Origin of the sequence: Flagellimonas beolgyonensis (assembly GCF_003992615.1) — a bacterium.
Classification (GTDB): domain Bacteria; phylum Bacteroidota; class Bacteroidia; order Flavobacteriales; family Flavobacteriaceae; genus Flagellimonas; species Flagellimonas beolgyonensis.
Window position 1 is genome coordinate 196,728 of the sequence record NZ_RZMY01000018.1, and the last position, 23,064, is coordinate 219,791.

18 protein-coding genes and 1 pseudogene are annotated in these 23,064 nt (G+C 44.5%); 7 read left to right on the forward strand and 12 right to left on the reverse strand.

What is annotated here, in order from left to right:
- Positions 1-97: 97 nt before the first annotated feature.
- Positions 98-628, reverse strand: coding sequence for a DUF2911 domain-containing protein (locus EO131_RS15350; protein WP_127024220.1), 531 nt, complete (start codon positions 626-628; stop codon positions 98-100).
- Positions 629-870: 242 nt separating this feature from the next.
- Here EO131_RS15350 and asnB point away from each other — a divergent pair, with 242 nt between their 5' ends.
- From asnB to EO131_RS15365, 3 genes are all read left to right on the forward strand, one after another.
- Positions 871-2,541 (forward strand): asparagine synthase B, encoded by a 1,671-nt coding sequence (asnB, locus tag EO131_RS15355; RefSeq protein WP_127024222.1) that lies wholly within the window; start codon positions 871-873, stop codon positions 2,539-2,541.
- Positions 2,542-2,792: 251 nt separating this feature from the next.
- Positions 2,793-4,733 (forward strand): DNA topoisomerase (ATP-hydrolyzing) subunit B, encoded by a 1,941-nt coding sequence (gene gyrB, locus EO131_RS15360; RefSeq protein WP_127024224.1) that lies wholly within the window; start codon positions 2,793-2,795, stop codon positions 4,731-4,733.
- 71 nt (positions 4,734-4,804) lie between these two features.
- Entirely contained in the window at positions 4,805-5,815 is a 1,011-nt protein-coding gene (locus EO131_RS15365; protein WP_127024226.1) for a DUF6588 family protein, read from the forward strand.
- Between the two features lie 80 nt (positions 5,816-5,895).
- Here the strand turns inward: EO131_RS15365 and EO131_RS15370 are convergent, their stop codons facing one another.
- Positions 5,896-6,267: a hypothetical protein gene (locus tag EO131_RS15370; RefSeq protein WP_241243874.1), complete on the reverse strand. Its 372-nt coding sequence runs from the start codon at positions 6,265-6,267 to the stop codon at positions 5,896-5,898.
- A 247-nt stretch (positions 6,268-6,514) separates the two neighbouring features.
- Here EO131_RS15370 and mdh point away from each other — a divergent pair, with 247 nt between their 5' ends.
- Together mdh and secDF are read left to right on the forward strand one after the other, a co-directional pair.
- Complete coding sequence (gene mdh, locus EO131_RS15375; protein WP_127024228.1) at positions 6,515-7,441, forward strand: malate dehydrogenase; 927 nt, start codon at positions 6,515-6,517, stop codon at positions 7,439-7,441.
- Between the two features lie 221 nt (positions 7,442-7,662).
- The gene (gene secDF, locus EO131_RS15380) at positions 7,663-10,632 is read left to right on the forward strand and encodes a protein translocase subunit SecDF (RefSeq protein WP_127024229.1); all 2,970 of its coding nucleotides are present in this window, start codon (positions 7,663-7,665) and stop codon (positions 10,630-10,632) included.
- A 57-nt stretch (positions 10,633-10,689) separates the two neighbouring features.
- Here secDF and EO131_RS15385 read toward each other — a convergent pair whose 3' ends face one another.
- The 8 genes and pseudogenes from EO131_RS15385 to exaC form a co-directional block, all read right to left on the reverse strand.
- Positions 10,690-12,153, reverse strand: a complete 1,464-nt coding sequence (locus EO131_RS15385; RefSeq protein WP_127024232.1) for a glycosyltransferase — start codon at positions 12,151-12,153, stop codon at positions 10,690-10,692.
- 79 nt (positions 12,154-12,232) lie between these two features.
- Positions 12,233-13,483, reverse strand: a complete 1,251-nt coding sequence (locus EO131_RS15390) for an ATP-binding cassette domain-containing protein (protein ID WP_127024235.1) — start codon at positions 13,481-13,483, stop codon at positions 12,233-12,235.
- A 29-nt stretch (positions 13,484-13,512) separates the two neighbouring features.
- Positions 13,513-14,037: pseudogene (locus tag EO131_RS15395) on the reverse strand (GNAT family N-acetyltransferase).
- Entirely contained in the window at positions 14,038-14,520 is a 483-nt protein-coding gene (locus EO131_RS15400) for a DUF192 domain-containing protein (RefSeq protein ID WP_127024238.1), read from the reverse strand.
- Between the two features lies 1 nt (position 14,521).
- On the reverse strand, positions 14,522-15,490 hold the full coding sequence (gene lgt, locus EO131_RS15405; RefSeq protein ID WP_127024240.1) for a prolipoprotein diacylglyceryl transferase: 969 nt from the start codon (positions 15,488-15,490) through the stop codon (positions 14,522-14,524).
- 69 nt (positions 15,491-15,559) lie between these two features.
- Positions 15,560-15,781 (reverse strand): membrane protein insertion efficiency factor YidD, encoded by a 222-nt coding sequence (yidD, locus tag EO131_RS15410; RefSeq protein ID WP_127024243.1) that lies wholly within the window; start codon positions 15,779-15,781, stop codon positions 15,560-15,562.
- A 65-nt stretch (positions 15,782-15,846) separates the two neighbouring features.
- Positions 15,847-16,221 carry a DUF779 domain-containing protein gene (locus EO131_RS15415; RefSeq protein ID WP_127024246.1) on the reverse strand — a complete coding sequence of 125 codons (375 nt, stop codon included), beginning with the start codon at positions 16,219-16,221 and terminating at the stop codon, positions 15,847-15,849.
- A gap of 11 nt (positions 16,222-16,232) precedes the next feature.
- Positions 16,233-17,756, reverse strand: coding sequence for an acetaldehyde dehydrogenase ExaC (gene exaC, locus EO131_RS15420; protein WP_127024249.1), 1,524 nt, complete (start codon positions 17,754-17,756; stop codon positions 16,233-16,235).
- A gap of 222 nt (positions 17,757-17,978) precedes the next feature.
- Between exaC and EO131_RS15425 the strand changes: the two genes are divergently transcribed.
- The gene (locus tag EO131_RS15425) at positions 17,979-18,896 is read left to right on the forward strand and encodes an AraC family transcriptional regulator (RefSeq protein ID WP_127024252.1); all 918 of its coding nucleotides are present in this window, start codon (positions 17,979-17,981) and stop codon (positions 18,894-18,896) included.
- A 2-nt stretch (positions 18,897-18,898) separates the two neighbouring features.
- Here EO131_RS15425 and cysS read toward each other — a convergent pair whose 3' ends face one another.
- Both cysS and folE read right to left on the reverse strand, forming a co-directional pair.
- Positions 18,899-20,380 (reverse strand): cysteine--tRNA ligase, encoded by a 1,482-nt coding sequence (cysS, locus tag EO131_RS15430; protein WP_127024255.1) that lies wholly within the window; start codon positions 20,378-20,380, stop codon positions 18,899-18,901.
- A 14-nt stretch (positions 20,381-20,394) separates the two neighbouring features.
- The gene (gene folE, locus EO131_RS15435) at positions 20,395-21,075 is read right to left on the reverse strand and encodes a GTP cyclohydrolase I FolE (RefSeq protein WP_127024258.1); all 681 of its coding nucleotides are present in this window, start codon (positions 21,073-21,075) and stop codon (positions 20,395-20,397) included.
- 132 nt (positions 21,076-21,207) lie between these two features.
- Here folE and EO131_RS15440 point away from each other — a divergent pair, with 132 nt between their 5' ends.
- On the forward strand, positions 21,208-23,010 hold the full coding sequence (locus tag EO131_RS15440; RefSeq protein WP_127024261.1) for a T9SS type B sorting domain-containing protein: 1,803 nt from the start codon (positions 21,208-21,210) through the stop codon (positions 23,008-23,010).
- Positions 23,011-23,064 lie beyond the last annotated feature (54 nt).

The following is a 23,064-nucleotide window of genomic DNA, read 5'->3' on the forward strand; positions in this document are numbered from 1 at the left end:
AAATAAATAAAATCTTTTAGTAGAGGATTCTTTTACCGAATGAACCAATCATAAAAAAAGCCCCTAAAAGGGGCTTTCATATTTCGTGCTATTTGGATTAGAAGCTCATGGGTACAGAAACTCGGGTGGTTCCCCAGCCCAACACCATGGCGCCATCATCATCAAAGGCGATAGAAAAGGCCTCCAATTCGTCACCATCAGAAGAAGCTTTTGCCGTTACGCGGGCCACATCGGCATCGCTATCGTAGGAATAAGCCCCCCATTGATGAAGATTTTTGTTCAAAATAATGGTCCACTCACCTTCACCGGGTATGGAGAACAAAGAGTAAGTGCCGGCCTTAATGGTTTTTCCACCAACATTGGCATCCTTGTAAAAGGTAATTTCAGTGGCTTCATTGGCACCGGTTCGCCATACTTTGCCCATAGGGGCTAGCTCATCCAAACTTCTGCCTTTCAATTGTGGTCTGCTGTAAAGCACACGCACAGCTTTATCCGTTTCCCGTGAACTGGCAGGGTAGTAAGCAATGTCGGCCGGGCTTTTGTCCAAGCCACTGAATTTTTGTGCATTCGCCTCTTGGGTGAATACGGTAGCTAGGGTCATAAGTACTAGTAAGGTCAATTTTTTCATGATTGCGATTTTAGTTGTTTTCAAATCTATAATGAATTTAACAAGTGATTGTTTAAAAAGACGTTAAAATAGGATAACCTTACAGACCGTTCAAATTTTATCGTTTTTCGGTATATATAATTTTAAAATGACAGTAAAATGGATTTATAAGTTTTTAATTAATATGAAAATGACAAATAAACTTTTATATTAAAACATGTTAGGTCATTTTTGTATCAAAATAGTAATAAAATAAGTTAAAGATGTGTGGAATAGTTTGTGCGTTTGATGTAAAGGAAAGCACTGAGGTTTTAAGGCCCCAACTGTTGGAGATGTCCAAGAAAGTAAGGCACAGGGGTCCGGATTGGAGTGGCATTTATGCAGATGATAAAGCCATTTTGGCCCACGAGCGTTTGGCCATTGTAGATCCAGCTTCTGGTAAGCAGCCCTTGCTCAGTGCCGATGGTAAATTGGTGTTGGCAGCCAATGGTGAAATCTACAACCATCAAGAATTGAGGAAACAGTTTGAAGGGAAGTATGAGTTCAGGACACAATCCGATTGTGAAGTGATCTTGGCGTTATATCAGGAAAAAGGAGTTGATTTTGTGGATGAAATGAACGGCATCTTTGGTTTTGCCATTTATGATAGCGAAAAGGATGAGTATTTCATTGCCCGCGACCACATGGGAATTATTCCTTTGTATATCGGATGGGACAAGAACGGAACCTTTTATGTGGCGTCCGAATTAAAAGCCTTGGAAGGTACCTGCTCCAAGATTCAATTGTTTCCTCCTGGGCATTACCTGCACAGCTCTGATGGGGAGTTTAAAAGATGGTACCAAAGGGATTGGATGGAGTACGATGCCGTAAAGGAAAACGAAACCAGCATCCAGGCCATTAAGGATGCCTTGGAAGCAGCCGTACACCGTCAATTGATGTCCGATGTGCCCTATGGCGTATTATTGTCCGGAGGGTTGGATTCCTCCGTCACTTCTGCCATTGCAAAGAAATATTCCCAAAAACGAATCGAATCCGGTGACACGGTGGATGCCTGGTGGCCACAATTGCACTCGTTCTCTGTAGGATTGGAAGGATCGCCCGATTTGGCAGCTGCACAGAAAGTGGCGAAACATATCGGAACGGTACACCACGAGATCAAATTTACCATTCAAGAAGGGTTGGATGCCATCAAAGATGTTATCTACAACTTGGAAACGTACGATATTACGACCATTAGAGCCTCCACGCCTATGTATCTCATGGCAAGGGTGATCAAGTCCATGGGTATAAAAATGGTATTGTCGGGAGAGGGTGCCGATGAACTGTTCGGTGGATACTTATATTTCCATAAGGCGCCAAGTCCAAAGGATTTTCATGAAGAAACCGTTCGCAAACTGGATAAACTGCACATGTATGACTGTTTAAGGGCCAACAAATCCTTGGCAGCATGGGGCATTGAAGGACGTGTTCCTTTCTTGGACAAGGAATTTATGGACGTCGCCATGCGCATCAACCCCAAAGACAAAATGATCAATGGGGAACGCATGGAAAAATGGGTGGTGCGTAAAGCCTTTGAATCCTATCTGCCAGAAAGCGTGGCTTGGAGACAAAAAGAACAGTTCTCCGATGGTGTGGGTTATAGCTGGATTGACACCTTGAAAGAAATGGTAAATCAAGAAGTAAGTGATGAGCAGTTGAAAAACGCCCATTTTAAGTTTCCGATCCAAACACCGACCACCAAAGAGGAGTATTATTACCGTTCCATATTTGAAAGTCATTTCCCGTCGGATGCAGCGGCGTTGAGCGTACCGCAGGAACCATCCGTGGCCTGTAGTACCAAAATTGCGCTGGAGTGGGATGAGGCTTTCAAGAACATGAACGATCCATCCGGTCGTGCCGTGGCAAAGGTACATACCGATGCCTATGTAAAATAGCCTGAATAAACCAACCAACAATATGGAGCAGGATGAAGTTTTGTTTCATTTTTCAATTAGTCGGAAAAGCCCCTTCACCAAGGGGCTTTTTGTTATAATGTGCCCGGTTGGACCCTATTAGTAAAAACCGTCATTTTTCCACAGAATTTGTTGATAACTTAGACCTATCAAAGGGCTTCAAAACCCCAATTGGATAGGGTAATCCTTATATTTGTAAGATTTGAAAATTTCAAGGCAAATACTGAAAATATATGAGCGAAGAAGCGAATAAGAAACAATACTCGGCGGATAGTATCCAGGCCCTTGAGGGCATGGAGCACGTACGTATGAGACCTTCCATGTATATTGGGGATGTAGGGGTCAGGGGATTGCACCATTTGGTCTACGAAGTGGTCGACAACTCCATCGATGAGGCAATGGCCGGCTATTGTGATGCCATTAGCGTAATAATTAACGAAGACAACTCCATTACAGTAAAGGACAACGGTAGAGGAATCCCGGTGGGCCTGCATAAAAAGGAAGGTGTTTCGGCCCTACAGGTTGTAATGACCAAGATTGGCGCCGGAGGTAAGTTTGATAAAGATTCGTATAAAGTTTCCGGAGGTCTGCATGGTGTGGGTGTTTCCTGTGTGAATGCCCTATCCAACCATTTAAAGGCAACCGTTTACCGAGAAGGTAAAATTTGGGAGCAGGAATATGAAAAGGGTAAGGCTCTTTACCCCGTTAAAAGCATTGGTGATAGCGATGATACCGGAACTGTGGTCACTTTTATTCCGGATGATACCATTTTCACCCAAACTACCGAATATAGTTATGAGACCTTGGCAAACAGGATGCGTGAACTGTCGTATCTGAACAAGGGCATCACCATTACGTTGACCGATAAAAGGAACAAGGACGAAAAAGGGGAATTTGTCGCTGAAACTTTCCATTCCGAAGAAGGTCTGAAGGAATTCATCAAGTTCTTGGACGGTAACCGGGAACCATTGATCCAGAGTGTAATTTCCATGGAAGGTGAGAAGAACGGAATTCCTGTGGAAGTGGCCATGGTGTACAACACCGGCTATACCGAAAACTTGCACTCCTATGTGAACAACATCAACACGCACGAGGGGGGAACCCACCTTTCCGGTTTTAGGAGGGGGTTGACCACCACCTTGAAAAAATATGCCGACAATTCCGGCATGTTGGACAAGTTGAAGTTCGAAATATCCGGGGACGATTTCCGTGAAGGTTTAACGGCCATTGTTTCCGTAAAAGTGGCAGAACCGCAGTTTGAAGGGCAAACCAAGACCAAATTGGGCAACAGGGAAGTGACCAGTGCCGTGAGCCAGGCCGTTTCCGAAATGTTGACCGATTATTTGGAGGAACACCCCGAAGATGCCAAGCAGATCGTTGAAAAAGTAAAATTGGCTGCACAGGCAAGGCACGCCGCCGCCAAGGCGCGTGAAATGGTACAGCGTAAAAACCCGATGAGTGTTGGGGGATTGCCAGGTAAACTATCCGACTGCTCCGAACAGGACCCGACCAAATGCGAAGTGTTCTTGGTAGAGGGTGATTCCGCAGGTGGAACGGCCAAACAAGGAAGGGATAGAAATTTTCAGGCCATTTTGCCCTTGCGGGGTAAGATTTTGAATGTGGAAAAGGCCATGCAGCACAAAGTGTTCGAGAACGAAGAGATCAAGAACATTTATACCGCACTGGGAGTAACCATCGGAACCGAAGAGGACAGTAAAGCCCTGAACTTGGACAAGCTTCGCTACCATAAAGTCGTGATCATGTGTGATGCGGATGTGGATGGTAGTCACATTGAAACCTTGATTCTGACTTTCTTTTTCCGCTACATGCGCGAATTGATAGAGGGCGGCCACGTCTATATCGCCACCCCACCTTTGTATTTGGTGAAAAAAGGAGCAAAACGGAGATACGCTTGGAACGATAAGGAACGTGATGAAATCATAGCTTCCATGAATGGTGGAGCCAGTATTCAACGTTATAAAGGTCTTGGTGAAATGAATGCCGAACAGCTTTGGGACACTACAATGAACCCAGAATTTCGGACGTTACGCCAAGTTACCATTGACAATGCCACTGAATCGGATCGTATCTTCTCCATGTTGATGGGCGATGAGGTGCCGCCAAGACGGGAATTTATTGAGAAAAATGCCGTCTATGCCAACATAGATGTATAGATACAAGCATTTCACAACAAAAACTCGCCCCAACAAGGCGAGTTTTTTAGTTTTAGGAAAAATTTTACAAAATGAAGAGAATTGTTTTGTTGATGGCCTTGGCCTCAATAACCCTGGGAAGGGCACAGGACCTGAACGATATTTTTGTTTCGGGTGTAGCTGATGCAGAACGTTTTGCCAATGCCTATTTGGCACCCGTATCCGAAGCATCGATTTTTAGTATCTCCAACGGATGGTACAACTCCGCCGATGCGAAACCATTGGGCGGCTTTGAAATTTCCATTGTGGGAAACTTGACCGGATTTAAGAACAAGGACGATAAAAAGGCATTCTTGCTGGATCCGGCCGATTATGAAAACCTCGACTTTGTGAATAATCCAGGCCAACCACGGCAGGTGGCAACAGCATTGGGTGATATTCAAGGGGTCCGTGTATTTGTGGAGGACCAGAGCGGTCTGTTCCGGGAAGAATTTGAATTGCCAACTGGTTTGGCTTCCGAGAACCTCAATTTTATACCTTCAGGTTATTTGCAGGGAAGTGTGGGATTGGTAAAGGGACTGGAAGTAAAGGCGCGTTTCCTGCCTAAAATCAAATTTGATGATGATGCCAAAATCGGGCTTTTTGGAGCAGGTATCCAGTATGATTTCACCAAAATGCTTCCGGCAGATAAAGTGCTTCCAGTGGCAATTTCCGCAGTTATTGGCTATACCAATTTGAGCGGTGAATACGATTTTACCGATTCCAGTACCATCAGTGGTACCGACCAACGATTGGATGCTTCTTTCAAAACGTGGAATTTTAGTGCGGTGGTTTCCACCAAGAACATCCCGGTAATCAATTTTTATGGAGGTTTGGGGTACATCACGGGCAAATCTGATATCGACCTGTTGGGAACCTACGAGGCCAATGGACCCTTTTTCACACAGACCGTTACCGACCCCTTTTCTGTTTCCAAAGATGCAAGCGGCGTAACTGCCAATGTGGGAACCAAAATTAAACTGGGCTTTTTCAGGCTTAATGCAGAATACAATATTTCCGAGTTCAGCACCTTCACCTTTGGTGTAAACTTCGGATTTAGATAAGGACCACGAACAACCAATCAATAAAGAAGGCCCCAATTTGCATTGGGGCCTACTATTTTCATATATGTTGGTCTTCGGGTCTATTCCCTGGTGGCGAAGACCGAGCCGTTCCCCAGGGTCAAAATTTCAGGTGTTTTGGCCTTTTCCATGCTCACGGTAACATCCGTAACCTGTGGATCGCCATATATTATGGTATAAGTGCCGTTGTCCACGGACCATTTAAAATCGGTGTAAAATACGAGTTTGGAATTGGAATAACTTTGGTACCTGCCCAGATATACGTCGTTGAAGATCCATTCTTCTCGAACGGTTTCCGTACCCTTGCCTTCAATCGTTGCGATTTCGGTCTTTGCCCAGATACCCAAAATTGGGTCGTTGTTCTCTGGAATTTGACTACAGTTGCTCAAGGCAATAATGCCTATGATGGACAACAATGAAAAGAGCTTTTTCATAGGTCAAGTAGGTTAAATTGATTTTGGGACTATTAGAACGTTTATTTGTAGGAAAGTATTGCACCCCAACGGACCAATAATGTTGTGAAATTGCATTTCTTCGATGAATAACCCATTTCTTTAACATTTCAGGCACTTTTGTTTATTTTCAATTTTTGCTAAAATCTGGTGGCTAAATCTGGTGAAAGTCAGCTTTTTTCTGCTCTAAATGCCTTATTTTTGGGGTCTAAAATTTAAATCAATACAAATGAAAGTTACCGTAGTTGGAGCAGGCGCAGTGGGAGCAAGCTGCGCAGAATACATAGCAATGAAAAATTTTGCATCTGAAGTGGTTTTGTTGGATATCAAGGAAGGTTATGCCGAAGGCAAGGCCATGGATCTGATGCAAACGGCTTCCCTGAACGGATTTGATACCAAAATCACCGGAAGCACCAACGATTATAGTAAAACGGCTAACAGCGATATCGCAGTGATCACATCCGGTATTCCAAGAAAGCCAGGAATGACACGTGAAGAATTGATCGGCATCAATGCCGGAATAGTGAAAACCGTAGCTACCAGTTTATTGGAGCATTCCCCCAATGTGATTATCATTGTGGTGAGCAACCCAATGGATACCATGACCTATTTGGTGCACAAAGCCACAGGTTTGCCTAAAAATAGAATCATCGGTATGGGTGGTGCTTTGGACAGTGCCCGTTTCAAGTACAGATTGGCCGAAGCTTTGGGTGCACCAATATCGGATGTTGACGGTATGGTGATCGGGGGACACAGTGACACCGGAATGGTGCCGTTGATCGGACATGCAACCCGTAACAGTGTGAAAGTGTCCGAATTCCTTTCCGAAGAAAAAATGAACTGGGTAGTCGAAGAAACCAAGGTGGGCGGTGCCACTTTGACCAAATTGTTGGGTACCAGTGCTTGGTATGCCCCTGGAGCTGCTGTTTCTGGATTGGTACAGGCCATTGCCTGCGATCAAAAGAAAATGTACCCTTGTTCCACCATGTTGAACGGGGAGTATGGATTGGATGATATCTGTATCGGTGTTCCCGTGATATTGGGCAAGAACGGTATCGAGCAAATCGTTGAAATTAAATTGTCTGACGCGGAAAAAGCCAAGATGCAAGAAAGTGCCGAAGGTGTTAAAAAAACCAACGGACTGCTTCAGGTCTAATCCCGATTGAAACCATATAGAATTGCCATTTTGTTCAATTTAGGGCCAAAATCCTTGGGGTTAAATCACCAGGATTACCCAATTTGTTCGGAATGGCAATTTTAATTTAACACAGCATTGGTTCAACCCAATTGCAATTACATCAATTTCTATTGGCAAATCTTATCGGAAATGATATATTTGCACGCTGTTTAAGAAAACTTCTAAAAATTTAATAATCAATGCAAAATAAAGGACTTATAAGGCTTTTCGCTATCCTTTTTGGCTTGGTGAGTATCTATCAGCTTTCTTACACTTTCATTACGAACAAGTTGGAGAAAGATGCTGAGAACTATGCGGTTAGCCAAATTTCGGAAGCTGAGGATGACTATGTGGCCAAGCGTGAAGCTTTAGAGGCGTCGTATTTGGATTCCATTAGCGACAACACGGTTTTGGGATTCACAAGCTACGAGGATGCCAAGAAGAAAGAGTTGAACAAAGGTCTTGACCTTAAGGGAGGTATCAACGTGACCCTTCAGATTTCCGTTAAGGATATCTTGAAAGGATTGGCCAACAACACCAAGAACCCGGTTTTCAACAAAGCGTTGGCCGATGCCGACAATGCTTCCAAAAATAGTGACCAAACCTATTTGGACCTCTTTTTTGAAGCGTTCGACAATATCAAAGGGGATACCAAATTGGCCTCGCCCGATATTTTTGCGAATAAAGGACTAAGCGACGACATCAATTTTCAAATGACCGATGATGAGGTAAAACCCATCATCAGAAGAAAGATTGACGAATCCATTGTTTCTGCATTTGAGGTACTGCGTGAGCGTATCGATGGTTTTGGGGTGACCCAACCTAACATCCAAAGAGAAGGAAATTCTGGACGTATTTTGGTGGAGTTGCCTGGTGCCAGGGACATTGCCCGTGCCCAGGAACTGTTGTCAAGTACGGCCCAATTGGAGTTTTGGGAGACCTATTCCCAGAGCAACCAAAGTCTCGGTACTTTCCTCTTCAATGCGAATGAGCGTTTGAAGGAAATCCTAAAACCTGAACAAACTGCACAAGAGCCGGAAACCAAGCCAGAATCTGAAATCGATTCTTTGCTTTCGGATGTGGCCCAGGATTCTTTGGATATGTCCGTGGATGCCAACCCATTGTTGGGCAAGTTGATTCCAGCCAACCCAGGAAGCCATGCCATTGCAAGGGCATTGGTCGCCGATACGGCTGTAATTGGTGGGTATTTGAGAATGCCGGAAATCAAGAGATTGTTGCCTAACGACGTGCAGTTCACCAAGTTCTTATGGGAAAGACCAGCTCAGGATTCTGAGGTAGTTGAACTTTTTGCCCTTAAATCGAACAGGGACGGTGAGCCACGGATCAGTGGGGATGTGGTTTCCGATGCACAAGATACCTTCGACCAGTTCAACAAGCCTGCCGTGAGCATGACCATGAACACACGTGGGGCCAAGGAATGGGAAAAACTGACAGGGGATGCCTATACCAACCAGACCGGTATCGCCATTGTGCTAGATAATAAAGTATATACTGCACCAGGGGTTTCATCTGGACCTATATCCGGTGGACGTTCCGAAATTACCGGTACGTTTACCGTAAATGAGACCAAGGATATCGCAAACGTATTGCGTGCTGGTAAACTGCCAGCTTCCGCTGAAATCATCGATTCCTTTGTGGTAGGTCCATCTTTGGGTCAGGAAGCCATCAGTAGTGGTTTGATGTCTTTTGTGATCGCCATGCTTTTTGTATTGGTTTGGATGATTTTTTACTATGGCAAAGCCGGTCTATTTGCAGACATCGCCTTGGTGTTCAACATTTTGTTGATTTTCGGAGTGCTGACCAGCTTGGGTGCTGTGTTGACATTGCCAGGTATTGCGGGTATCGTATTGACCATTGGTATGTCGGTGGATGCGAACGTACTGATTTTTGAACGGGTCAAGGAAGAATTGGCCAAGGGCAAGGGCAAGGCACAAGCCATCGCCGATGGTTTTGGAAATGCATTGTCTTCCATCTTGGATGCCAACATAACAACAGGTCTTACAGCGATTATCCTTTTCATCTTTGGTTCCGGGCCTATTAAAGGTTTCGCCACTACCTTGATGATCGGTATTGTAACTTCCTTGTTCACTGCCATTTTTGTAACTCGTTTGATGATTGACTCCTATACGGCCAAGAAAGGTAGAAGGTTGGATTTCAGTACAGCGATTACCAAGAACTTGTTCAAGAATGTGAATATTGATTTCTTGGCAAAACGTAAGATCGCTTATGTGATCTCCGGTATTTTGGTTGCTGTTAGTGCCTTTTCACTTTTCACAACAGGATTGCAACAAGGTGTGGATTTTGTGGGAGGTCGTTCTTATCAGATTCGATTTGAACATGCCGTGAACCCAACCGAGATTGCCGCCGATTTGAATACGGTATTCGGAAGTGGTACCAATGCCAAGACCTTTGGTGCAGCAAACCAGATCATGATCACTACCAATTACAGGTTTGAAGAAAATGGTACAGAGGTGGATGATCAGATTTTGGATGAATTGTATACCCATCTATTAAAATATTTCCCTGACGGAACTACATTCGATGAGTTTAAGCCAGGTGGCGACAACGATGACATCGGTGTTTTGAAATATCGTAAAGTAGGTCCGACCATCGCTGATGATATTAAAAAGAGTGCCGTATTGGCCGTTATCGGTTCTTTGGCGGTAGTATTCTTGTACATCTTGTTGCGATTCAGAAGATGGCAATTCTCCTTGGGAGCTGTTGTGGCCGTATTCCATGATGTGATGATCGTATTGGGTATTTTCTCCCTGACCGGGAAGATCATGCCTTTCAATATGGAGATCGATCAAGCCTTTATCGCGGCGATTTTGACGGTGATCGGTTATTCGTTGAACGATACCGTGGTCGTATTTGACCGTATCCGTGAAATAACGAACATTAAAGGATTGAAAGGTGGGGAAAACATCAATGAGGCCTTGAACAGTACCTTGAGCCGAACCTTGAACACCTCCTTAACAACCTTAATTGTGTTGTTGGCCATCTTTGTGTTTGGCGGTGAGAGTTTGAGAGGCTTTATGTTCGCTATGATCGTTGGTGTGGTTGTAGGTACCTATTCATCGGTATTTATTGCAACTCCGATAATGTTCGATTCGTTGAAGAAAAAGATTGCTGCTGCTACAGGAGCATAGTTTAAGTTTTTAGATTACACCATAAAGGGCCATTTATTTATAAATGGCCCTTTATTTTTACGCTTTATTGGCTGCCAATACCTCCAACCAGGCAATTAATTGGCTGAACAAGGTGAAGTTTTGGATCACCCGTAGTTGTCCATTGAACCCCCATCGGTCGCGTTGTTTGGGATGGTTCAACATATACTCCATGGTTTTGGCCAGCTTGTCTATGTCCGTTGGGTCTTCATTGATCTGTCCTGTTTTGTTGTGCACCACTTGAAATTTGAGACCGGCAGCTCCCGAGACCAAGACCGGTTTTCTTTTCCACATGGCCTCCGTGGCCGTTAGTCCAAAACCTTCTTGAATGGAATTTTGTACGATGATGCTCGAAGTCCGCTGCAGGGCATTTACGATCAAGGCATTCTCCTTCGGATTGTCCAATGGTAAAAGCAGTATGGCGATATCGTTCTGCATGCTTTTATCCACCTTTTTATAAGCTTCAGTCAATTCTTGGAGCACTTCTTGGCCTTCGGGATCGTCGGAAACAAAGGCAGGATCTGGCCCGCCCATGACCAACAGTGTCATTTCAATCCGTTTGTAGTCCAAACTTTCGGGATCACCATTTTTTCGATTGTCCAGTTTCATTTTGATGAAGGCGTCCATCAATTCTTTAAAGCCCTTCAAACGGTCCCAGCGCGAGATTTCGGTAATGATAGGCCTATATATCAAATCAAGGTTGACATCGGCATCCAAGACATCGAAACTGCCATCCGGCATTACTTTGCGCACCAAATGGTTGTATCTATGGTACAGAATCGCCTTATGGTCGTCCAATACCCCCGATTGGTATAGAATACCAATACATTTGTGCAATTGGAGTTCTCGATTTTTATGGCTCAACGGGTCAATGGCCGGAGGAATGATCGAAGTTTTCTTCTTTAAAGGTTTGGGAACATAGGAAGGCAAACTGAACACAAAATGATCGTAATCGTTGGTGTAGGGTTTTAGAAATTCCCACACGGCATCGGTTATGTCCGTGTCTTCTTCCAATCCAATGTGGCAGCGCCAAATAATGGAAACCTTTTTTTCTTTTTTGATCATGGCCGCCAAAGGCATTGGCTGTGGGTCATGGACCACCACGATGTCGCCATCTTGAATCAGTTCCAATGCTTTGGACAGGTTGTTTCGGTTTACCCTTTCATAAATTTCACGGTCTTCTTTGGAAAAAATCCCATTACCGCTGCCGTGAATGGCATTATGGATGCGCTTGGTGATGTCAAAAAATGCATTTTCCTTGGCCTCGATCACCAACCACTCAATGGATATGCCAAGTTCCCGTAATATGCGCATTTGACTGGGCAACATTTCGGCGACTCCACCACCTATTGCTGTGGAGTTGATCATCCAAATGGTGCGGCCCTGTAGATTTTTAATGGGTTCTTGGGCTTGGTCCAAAAAGTCGAGTACAGAGGAATATAACGATCCGTACGCCTTATAATCTTCTATTTTGGCGCCGGGTTTCACATTGATTTTTTGCATGAATGGGAGGGTATTGGGTTGAATCCCATTTAAGATAGCAAAAAAATCGTGAAGCGGAGGTTTCGATGATCAGGACAGGCTAGGGGATTTCCTTTTTTCCTTTGGAGCCATTGGGCGCTGGAACCAGACGATAAATGTATTGGGGGTCCAAATGGGGTTCCTTGCGATGCGATACAGACACGATGGCCGTATCACTTTCTTTGGCTATTTTGTTCACCAAGGCAACGAAAAAGGCGGCGCTGGCATCGTCCAAGCCTGCAGTGGGTTCGTCCAAAATCAATAAAGGCGGATGCTTGACCATGGCGCGGGCCAACATGACCAGCCTTTTTTCTCCGGTACTCAAATCCCGGAAATAAGAAGTTTTGTGTTGCTGAAGACCGAGCAATTGGAGCCATTGTCCTGCCAGATTGAGCTCCGCATCCGTAGGTTGTACATACAGTCCGATGGAATCGTGCAAGCCTGAAATCACCATATGTTCCAAGGTGTGGTAGCCCCGAAAACGGTCCGTAATGGCTGGGGCATAGTAGCCGATGTTCTCTTTGAGGTCCCATACGCTTTCACCACTTCCTTTTTTATGCCCAAATAGGGTGAGGTCTTGCCCGTATCCTTTATGGCTATCACCGGTGATCATCTGCAACAGGGTGGATTTTCCGCTGCCGTTCGGCCCGATCAATTGCCAAAATTCCCCAGGTTTGATGGTCCAGTTGATATTTTCCAATACTTGTCTGCCATCAAAACTTACCGAGACATTTTTAAAGGTAACCAGTTCCGGGCTTTCCATTTCAATAGGTTCCAAGGGAGGGGGAATACTCCCTTCAAAGGAATAGGCACTTGAATTGTGGGCTTGCCAAAAGGCCTCTGGGGAATCGAACTTGGTTAGGGTGTCTCCTTTCAGTTCAAAAAAGTGTGAAGTGGTTGGGAGAATATCCTCAGTTCGACCCACTAGTTGCACTAGGGTTTTATGGGAGGCAATTGTATGCAGGCGGTGTTTTAAATCGGATTGGCTGTCCACATCCAAATTATCGTACGGATTTACCAAAACAATGAAATCCGGGTCCAATTGCAATAAATGGTTCAGCAATGCCTTTTTCTGCTCCCCACTGCTCATGGTTTTCAAAGGTTGTTTGTTCCCTTTGGTCAGTATTTTGATGTCGTGCCGCTCCTCTTCATCCATAAACCGGTCTATTTCCGATCTAGAGAATAATGCTCCGTTCAGCTGTTGCAGGTCGGGCAGCTGCTCCACAAGCACATGGTCCAATAAATTGCGGATCAAATTTTGGGTATTCGAATCGTTATGGGTTAGAACTGCGTAGATTTTGGGCTGGTGCATAGGATTTTATCGGTCTCCTAAATTTACGATTATCCTTGTTTTACACGAAAAATATGTACTGGATTATCCTTGTACGTAGTGGTTTTGTCTAAATACATCCCATTTTTGAGGGCCACATTTTGGGAGGGTACATTGTCAACATGGATGATGGAGATCAAGGAAGTGGCAAATTGGTTTTCGAAAGCGAAGTGCTTGCACTTTTCGGCGGCCTCAAAAGCGTAACCCTGTTGCCAAAAGGAAGGTAAAACGGAATACCCGATTTCCAGTTCTGTGCAACCGTCCACTAGTTAGACCAATAGTCCACAAATGCCTATTAGCGCCCCTGTTTCCTTATTGATCAAGGCATTCATACCGCCCAAATCCTGTTCATAACGCTCAAAAATGCGGTCAAATTGAACTTGACACGCTTCTGTTGGGTCGGAGGATAGGCCTTCCCAGTATTGCGTGGACCTTGGGTCGTGATAGAAGGGGAGCCAGTCATCAAAGTCCTTGGGCTGCAATTTTCTAAAATACAACCGTTCGGTTTCTTCGTGTTCCAGTAAATAATTGGCCATTTATTGCCGGGTGAAGGTGATACTGTCGCCTACTTGCAATCCCAAATTGTCCGAAAGTCCTCCATTGATTTCCAGAACATATTTGGCGGCACCTTCGGAAGGAAGGCTACTTTCATTATAGGGCTGGGCGTTCTTTTGGAAACTGACAATTTTTTGATCTTCGCCAATGTAAATGATGTCCAATGGGAACTCCGTGTTCTTCATATAAAACGACCGTTGACCTGCCTTTGGAAAAATGAATAACATGCCTTGGGATGGCTCCATGGATGGTCGGTACATGAGTCCAGTTTGGGTCTCGTACTCGGTTTCGGCAATTTCAATGGCAAAGTCTACCGATGTCGAATCCGTAGCCAACTTGATGATTTTCAAATCTCCTTCCTTGGTGAAGGAAATGGCTTCTGTTTTGATTTCCGTTTTGGCCTCATTTTTACAAGAGGCCATGGCCAAGATTAGCGCGAATAGAAGGATTGTATTTTTGTACATCTCAATATTTTTCTTCCAGCGTCGGTTTGAACATAAAAAACAGTCCGACCATGATCATCGGAATGCTCAACCATTGACCAGTTGTAAGTACATCGCCAAGGGCATCTTCAAACCCGCCTTGACTCTTTTTGTAAAACTCCACCACAAAACGTACCACGAACAAAAGGGCCAGAAACAAGCCAAACAGATATCCAGGTTTTTCCTTTTTACTGGTTTTCCAATACAACTGATATAGAATAATGAAAACGATAATATACCCAAAGGCTTCGTACAGTTGGGCAGGGTGACGGTACGGAATGGCTTCCAGAATGTTGGAAAATTCTGGGTTGTGCTGAATGGCCTTGTAAGCTGCATTTTCTGTAGGTTCCTTGGTCAATGCCATGGCCTTGTAGGCAGGCATGTCGTCCGAATCCCTAATGAAACGGGTCGCCAAAAAATAGGATTCCTGCACTTTTCTTCCATTGATCTCCGAGTTGAAAAAATTCCCAAAACGCACGAATGCGGCCCCAAGTGCGGAGGGAACTACCAAGCGGTCCAACAACCATAGTATTTTTATATCCTTCCATTTTCGTGTGTAAAGCCATACCCCAATAATGGCGGCGATAGTGGCGCCATGACTGGCCAATCCCGTAAAACCGGTAAATTCATATCCGTTGATTAGGCCAAAAAGGGAGCTGTTGGCATTTTCGCGAATGGGCAACAATATTTCGGCAACATGATTTTTATAGTAGGCCCAATCGTAAAAGAAGACATGGCCCAGTCGGGCACCCAACATGATGGATACCACGGTGTAAATGAAAAGGGAATCCAGTTTTTCCATGGACTTCTTTTCATTTTCAAAGATTTTTTTCATGATGAACCAGCCCACCACAAAGGCGGCGATCCATAACAAATTGTAGTATTTAATTTGTATAAACCCCAATTTGAAAAGGGTTCCTTCGGGGTTCCAGTCAAATCCTAAGAAGTACATGTAATGGTATTTTGGGACTAATATAACTACTTTGCTCGGTTGCTAAGGTGAAAATTGATAGCTATTTTCTTACGGTACAGGATCATACCCGCTTCCGCCCCAAGGATTGCAACTCACAATGCGCTTTAGGCTCAGCCATCCTCCCTTGAACAGCCCGTGCTTTTTTAGGGCTTCCAAGGTATATTGGGAGCAGGTTGGCGAATAGCGGCAAGTGGAAGGTAACATTGGCGAGATAAAAAGTTGGTAAAACCGCACCAAAAGAACAAAAGGCGCTATCAAGATCTTCTTCATGGGGAATCGGGTAATTGCCTACAAGGTATAAAAAAGCCCCGACAAAGTCGGGGCGAAATCAATGCTTAGTCAGCAGCATATTCAACGGGTGCCAAATGTTCCCGTTCTTCTTCCGAATACAAACGTGATTTAATGACAAAGCGGAGTCCCAATGGTATTTCCAAACTGAAACTGGAACCCCTTCCCGTGGTAATGTCCACAGTAAGTTGGGTGTGTTTCCAGTATTCAAACTGGTCCTTGCTCATATAAAATTCACAACCATGGACCGTGCCCAATTTCACATCGTTTCCGTTGAGCATTAGTTCCCCTTTTGGAAAGCACATGGGCGATGAACCATCGCAGCAGCCACCACTTTGATGGAACATGAGTTCCCCATGTTTTTCCCGAAGTTGGTCAATGATCTTCATCGCATTGTCAGATATCAGTACTCGCTTTGTCATATTCCTAAATTTTAGAAAAAGCCCAATTTGTTCTTATCGTACGAAATGAGCATATTCTTGGTCTGTCGGTAATGGTTGAGCATCATTTTGTGGGTTTCCCTGCCGATACCGGACTTTTTGTAACCGCCAAACGGTGCGTGGGCAGGGTAGGCGTGGTAGCAGTTTACCCAAACCCTACCGGCCTGTACCTGTCTTGAAATCTTGTAGGCCTGGTGCATATCGCGGGTCCAAACCCCGGCACCCAATCCGTACAAGGTATCGTTGGCAATTTCCAAAGCTTCGGCTTCATCCTTAAAGGTGGTCACACAAACCACGGGTCCAAAAATCTCTTCTTGGAACACGCGCATTTTGTTGTTGCCTTCCAAAATGGTCGGTTGAATGTAATAACCCCCTTCCAAACCTTCGTTGTAGGCGGCCTCACCCCCGGTAAGCACTTTACAGCCCTCTTCTTTTCCGATTTGGATGTAGTTCAGGATTTTCTCGTACTGATCATTGGAAGCCTGTGCACCCATCATGGTTTCTGGATCTAGTGGGTGACCCAATTTTACCGCTTTGGTGCGCTCGACAACACGCTCGATGAATTTATCATAGATGCTTTCCTGTACCAAAATTCGTGATGGACAGGTACAGACCTCACCTTGGTTCAAGGCGAACATTACGGCGCCTTCCAAGCACTTGTCGAAGAATTCATCATCGGCATCCATAACACTTTCAAAGAAGATGTTCGGGGATTTTCCGCCCAATTCCAAGGTAACCGGGATAATGTTTTTGGAGGCATATTGCATGATCAATTGGCCTGTGGTGGTCTCACCGGTAAAGGCGATTTTGTTGATTCGTGGACTGGAGGCCAATGGTTTTCCGGCTTCCAGACCAAATCCGTTCACAATGTTCAATACACCGGCAGGAAGAATTTCCTCGATCAATTCCATAAAGACCAAAATGCCCACGGGGGTTTGCTCGGCGGGTTTCAATACCACACAGTTACCGGCAGCCAATGCAGGGGCAATTTTCCAAGCGGCCATCAATAATGGGAAGTTCCATGGAATGATCTGGCCCACAACGCCAAGCGGTTCCAATACATTCATGGAAACGGTGTTGGAATCCAATTCGCTAACCGACCCTTCCTCTGCACGGATCACTCCAGCAAAATATCGGAAATGATCAATGGCCAAGGGCAAATCGGCAGCACGGGTCTCTCTAAGCGGTTTTCCGTTGTCCCAAGTTTCGGCACGGGCCAATACTTCCAAGTTTTGCTCCATGACATCCGCAATCTTCAACAACAGATTACTTCTGTAGGTGACGGAGGAATTGTTCCACTGAGGGGCAGCTTCCCATGCAGCATCGATAGCTTTGTCGATATCCTCAGCGGTGGACCTTGCTATTTTGGTGAAAGCATTTCCATCCACTGGTGAAATGTTATCGAAATACTCTCCTTTGGTCGGAGGGGTCCATTTGCCCCCTATGTAATTTTCATACTGATCTTTGAACTTAGGTTTTTCCAAAACACTGCGTTCTGTCGTTTGTACATTACTCATAATACGTACTTTTAGTTGTTAGGATTAATTTTTATGATGCGGACTGTGCGGTTGTCCAACTGACTGATTTTAAAAGTATTGATTTTGATTCCCGTACATCTGACGTATACTATTAATGATATGACCAATCCTCTTTGTTTTTGTATTTTTAACAAAATAACCCACTTGAATTTTTATATTTATCAAGTAATTGTATAATATATTAAGGAGTAATTAGTTTTTATGCAGCTTCCTAATCGATTTTATAAAGAGCGAAAATTGGAGCACCTGGTGGAAAACCAGACCTCCTACACCTTGAACAATGCGGCCATGCATGTTTTTGAGACGCATCTTCAAGCGGAGAAGGTAATGCTGCAGTTTGACCAACCCGTACTAGCTTCGATGCTTATCGGTAAGAAAGTGATGCGCCTCAGGGATAAAAAGGCATTCAATTTTTTACCTGGAGAGTCTTTGATCCTGCCTTCCAATGAAATCATGCAGATTGATTTTCCAGAGGCCAACCAAGATAATCCCACGCGATGTTTGGCCATGGCCATTTCGGAGGAAAAGATCAATAAAGTGATTCGGTTGATGAACGAGGGCATGCCCAAGCACGATGGTTCGGAATGGGCCTTGATGGATTACAATTACCATTTTACCAACGATGCCAGTATTTATGGCATCATTCAGCGATTATTATACTTATTCACGGAAAACCATCCCTCCAAGGATTTTTTCGTAGACAATATGCTCCAAGAATTGATCATTCGCATCCTACAGGGGAATTCCCGGGAATCCTATATGGAAAATGCTTCTAAACTGAGTTCCAGTAATCGATTGGCCTATGTTTTGGACTATATTTCAACACACCTGCACGAACCCTTATCGGTGAGCGATTTGAGCAAGAAGGCCTGTATGAGTGAATCCCATTTCCATAAGACCTTTAAGGAGGAATTGGGCGTTACCCCAATTGACTACATCAATAGTCAACGCATAAAGTTGGCCATCCGATTATTGGAAGACCCTTCGCGAAAAATCAAGGAAATTTATTTGGAATGTGGCTTCGAGAACCGTTCCTACTTCAACCGATTGTTCAAGCGAAAATTACAGGTGTCGCCAGGGGAATACCAATCCAAATTTATGGACAATGGCAGCAATTAATATCAATTGATACTAAAGGAAGTACCATCCTTACCATCCTTCAACTGAATGCCAAGGGCTCCAAGCTCGTCACGAATCTTGTCTGAAGTGGCAAAATCCTTGTTGGCTCGTGCCTCGTTCCTGATTTGGATCAAAAGGTCCATCACCCCGCTCAGTGCGTTCGAATCGTCTTTGGCCAAGGTTTGGTTTTCCACCCCCAGTACATCATAAACAAAGGCTTTCATGGCCTGCTCCAAAGATGACCTATCCGTTTCTGTAATGGTTTCTTGGTCTTCCTTGATCAAGTTGATGTGTTTCACCGCATCAAACAAATGGGCGATCAAAATGGGCGTATTGAAATCATCGTTCATGGCATCGTAGCACTTTTGTTGCCAAGCTGCCACATTAAAGTCGGATGATTTTCCTGTTTTCAGGTTTTCCAAATTGGTCAGTGCCTCCATCAATCGATTGTATCCTTTTTCCGATGCTTGTAGGGCATCATCACTTAAATCCAGAATACTGGTATAATGGGCCTGCATCATAAAAAAGCGGACCACTGCCGGGGTATAGGGCTTGCTCAAAATGGAATTGTCTCCACTGAAGATTTCTGACGGATAAATGTTGTTGCCCGTTGATTTGGACATTTTTTTGCCATTCAAAGTCAACATATTGGCATGCAGCCAATATTTAACCGGGGATTTTCCCGTACTGGCCTCAGCTTGAGCAATTTCGCACTCATGATGCGGAAATTTCAAATCCATTCCACCACCGTGGATGTCAAATGTTTCACCCAAATACTTGGTACTCATTGCGGTACACTCCAAATGCCATCCAGGAAAACCATCACCCCAAGGGGAGGGCCATCGCATAATGTGCTGTGGTTCGGCTTTTTTCCAGAGTGCAAAATCCTGCGGGTTTCTTTTTTCATCCTGCGCGGTAAGCTCGCGGGTATTGGCAATCATATCCTCCAATTTCCGACCACTCAATTTGCCATAATCATGGTCTTCATTGAATTTGACCACATCAAAGTAGACAGAACCGTTCACCTCGTAGGCAAACCCTTTATCAATGATTTCCTTGATGATTTCAATCTGTTCAATAATATGCCCAGTAGCAGTAGGTTCAATACTCGGGGGAAGTAAATTGAGTTTCTGAATGGTATTATGAAAATCCACGGTATAGCGTTGAACTACTTCCATGGGTTCAATCTGTTCCAATTTGGCCTTTTTAGCAATCTTGTCCTCACCTTCGTCCGCATCGTTTTCCAAGTGACCTGCATCGGTAATGTTCCTTACGTAGCGAACCTTGTAACCCAAATGTTTCAAGTACCTAAAGATCATGTCAAAGGACATGAAGGTACGGCAGTTGCCCAAATGGACATTGCTATACACCGTAGGGCCACATACATACATGCCCACATAGCCTTCGTTAATGGGTTCGAACAGTTCTTTTTTACCTGAAAGTGAGTTGTGAATGCGTAAAGGTTGGTTTTCGTACAGTTGCATTTAAACTTGTCTGTTTAAAATTCGGTATCTAGGTTGATGTAATCCAAAAATTCCCTGCGCACGGCTTCATCTTTGAACTTGCCACCATATTCTGCCGTAACGGTACTACTTTCTATGTCGCGAATTCCCCTGGAATTTACACAAAGGTGTTTTGCGTCGATTACACAGGCTACATCTTCGGTGCCTAAAACGCGCTGCATTTCCTTCACGATTTGGATGTTCAAACGTTCTTGAACCTGGGGTCGTTTGGCATAGTAATCCACAATACGGTTCATTTTGGAAAGTCCGACCACGGTGCCATTGGAAATATAGGCGATATGGGCCCTGCCCACAATAGGCAACAAGTGGTGCTCACAGGTAGAGTAGAGTACAATGTTCTTCTCCACCAACATTTCCCCATACTTATACTTGTTCTCGAAGGTGGAGGAGGTTGGTCTTCTATCGGGATGCAGCCCGCCAAAAATCTCCTTAACGAACATTTTGGCCACTCTTTTTGGGGTGCCTTTAAGGCTATCATCCTCCAAATCAAGTCCAAGGGTCAACATAATTTCCCTCACACTTTTTTGAATGCGTTCTATTTTTTCTTCATCGCTCAATACAAATGCATCCTCACGCATGGGTGTATCTGTGGACGATCCCACATGATCGTTGCCCCTTTCCTCATATTGTTCTTCCAAAGCCTGCTCTAGTTTCATAGCTGTTTCTTCAAGACAGCAAAGATAACATTAATGAGCGATTTAACATCTGCAACTCGGTGTTTGACAACATAAATTATTGTTAAGGCATCTGCCGTAATACTTTTATAATGCCCAAACCTACAGTCTTTTATGCTAAGATTAGTCCAAAACGCCCTGATTATCCTTGCGTTCTGCCAATTTGCAAGTGCCCAAGTCAGTCAGGATTGTGCCTATGCAATACCGATCTGTAACAACACGCCCATTAATGGTGGGACGAATGGGTTTGGTGTGGACGATTTTAACGGGGCTGCTTCCACAGGATGTTTGGAACCAACCATTTCAGGTACGATAGAATCCAATTCGGCTTGGTATCGTTTTCGTACGGGGGCATCTGGCCAACTGGGCTTCAATATTGGCCACGATAACACGGAGGATTGGGATTTTGCACTCTACAAGGCCACGGATTGTTCCAATTTGGGCGACCCCATACGATGTAATTTTTTTGACAACAGTGAAAATGTCAGTTTTGTCGGGGTAGGGGAAGACCCTACGGGCAATACGGATTCCGTGCATTACGAAGATTGGCTTCAGGTAAATGCTGGAGAGGACTACTATTTGTTGATCAACAACTTTAGCAATGCCAATACTGGCTTTTCCATTCAATTTACGGGTGATATTTGGTTGACCAACCCCTATGATGCGCTGGATTGTTCCATTGTGGACAACCTATTGGGTCCTCCCATAGCAGCCTGTGAAAATGATACGGTTATGTTGGACGCCACCACCACCGATGCCATAAATTATGCATGGTATTTGGACCAGGGGTCAGGCTTTCAGCTTATTTCCGGTGCTTCATCGGCTACCTATCAAGCGGTGGATTCCGGATTGTATCGTGTTCAAGTGGTCACCTCAACAGGTACCATAATCAGCGATGTGCAGGTGGGTTTTAACCCAAGCCCCATAACCTATCCCGTTACCGACACCTCCTACTGCTATACGAACGGTACTATTATTGACCTTGCGGAAAAGGATGCAGAGGCGTTGGGTCCTCAATCGCCCGATTCGGTGCTGGTCAGTTACCATACCTCCCAATTGGAGGCGAATACAGGGGCAAATCCCTTACCAAAACAGTACGCACAGGGTGTAGGACAAGAAACCATTTATGTTCGGACCTCTTCATTGGCAAATCCCCATTGTTTTGATGCCTCGCAGAACTTCATGTTGAATGCGGTACAAACGCCCGAATCCACATTTGAAACAACTGTGGTCATCTGTGAAAATGTAGGCAGTGTGGAAATTGGGGAAACCAATCCGCAAGCAAGTTATGGTTATTTATGGGACACTGGTGAGCAAACCCCAAGTATAGTGGTTTCACAAGAAGGGGAATATGGGGTTACAGTTGCCAATGATTCTGGAGGGGCTGTTTGCGAAAACTATATCACGGTTACCGTCACTTTTTCAGAATCGCCTGCCATTGCCAAAGTCCATGTTGAGGATATGCAATTGAACAACACTGTCACTATAGAAACAGCGACCCAAGGGGATTACGAGTTTCGATTGGATAACGGAGATTTTCAGGCTGATGCGACTTTTGAAGGAGTATCTCCTGGGGTGCATACGGTTACCATGCGCGATGTTTTGGGATGTGGGGAAGTTTCCGAGGAAATCGTGGTGGTCGGCTATTTGTCCACTTTTACCCCGAACGGCGATGTATTGAACGAAACATGGCAGGTGGAGGGACTTTCTGCCTTGAACAACCCAATTGTGACCATTTATGATCGATATGGTAAACTCATTAAGCAAATGAACGAGTATGATCCGGGATGGGATGGCAGCTTCAATGGAAAACCATTGCCATCTACGGATTATTGGTTCAAACTATCCTATTTGGATGATGATGGAAACCGGGTCTATGCCAAATATTTACAGAGCCATTTCTCATTGCGAAGGTAATTTTCAGGCATTTCATCGATTAACGGTCAATTATTCGGACCAACGTATACTAAA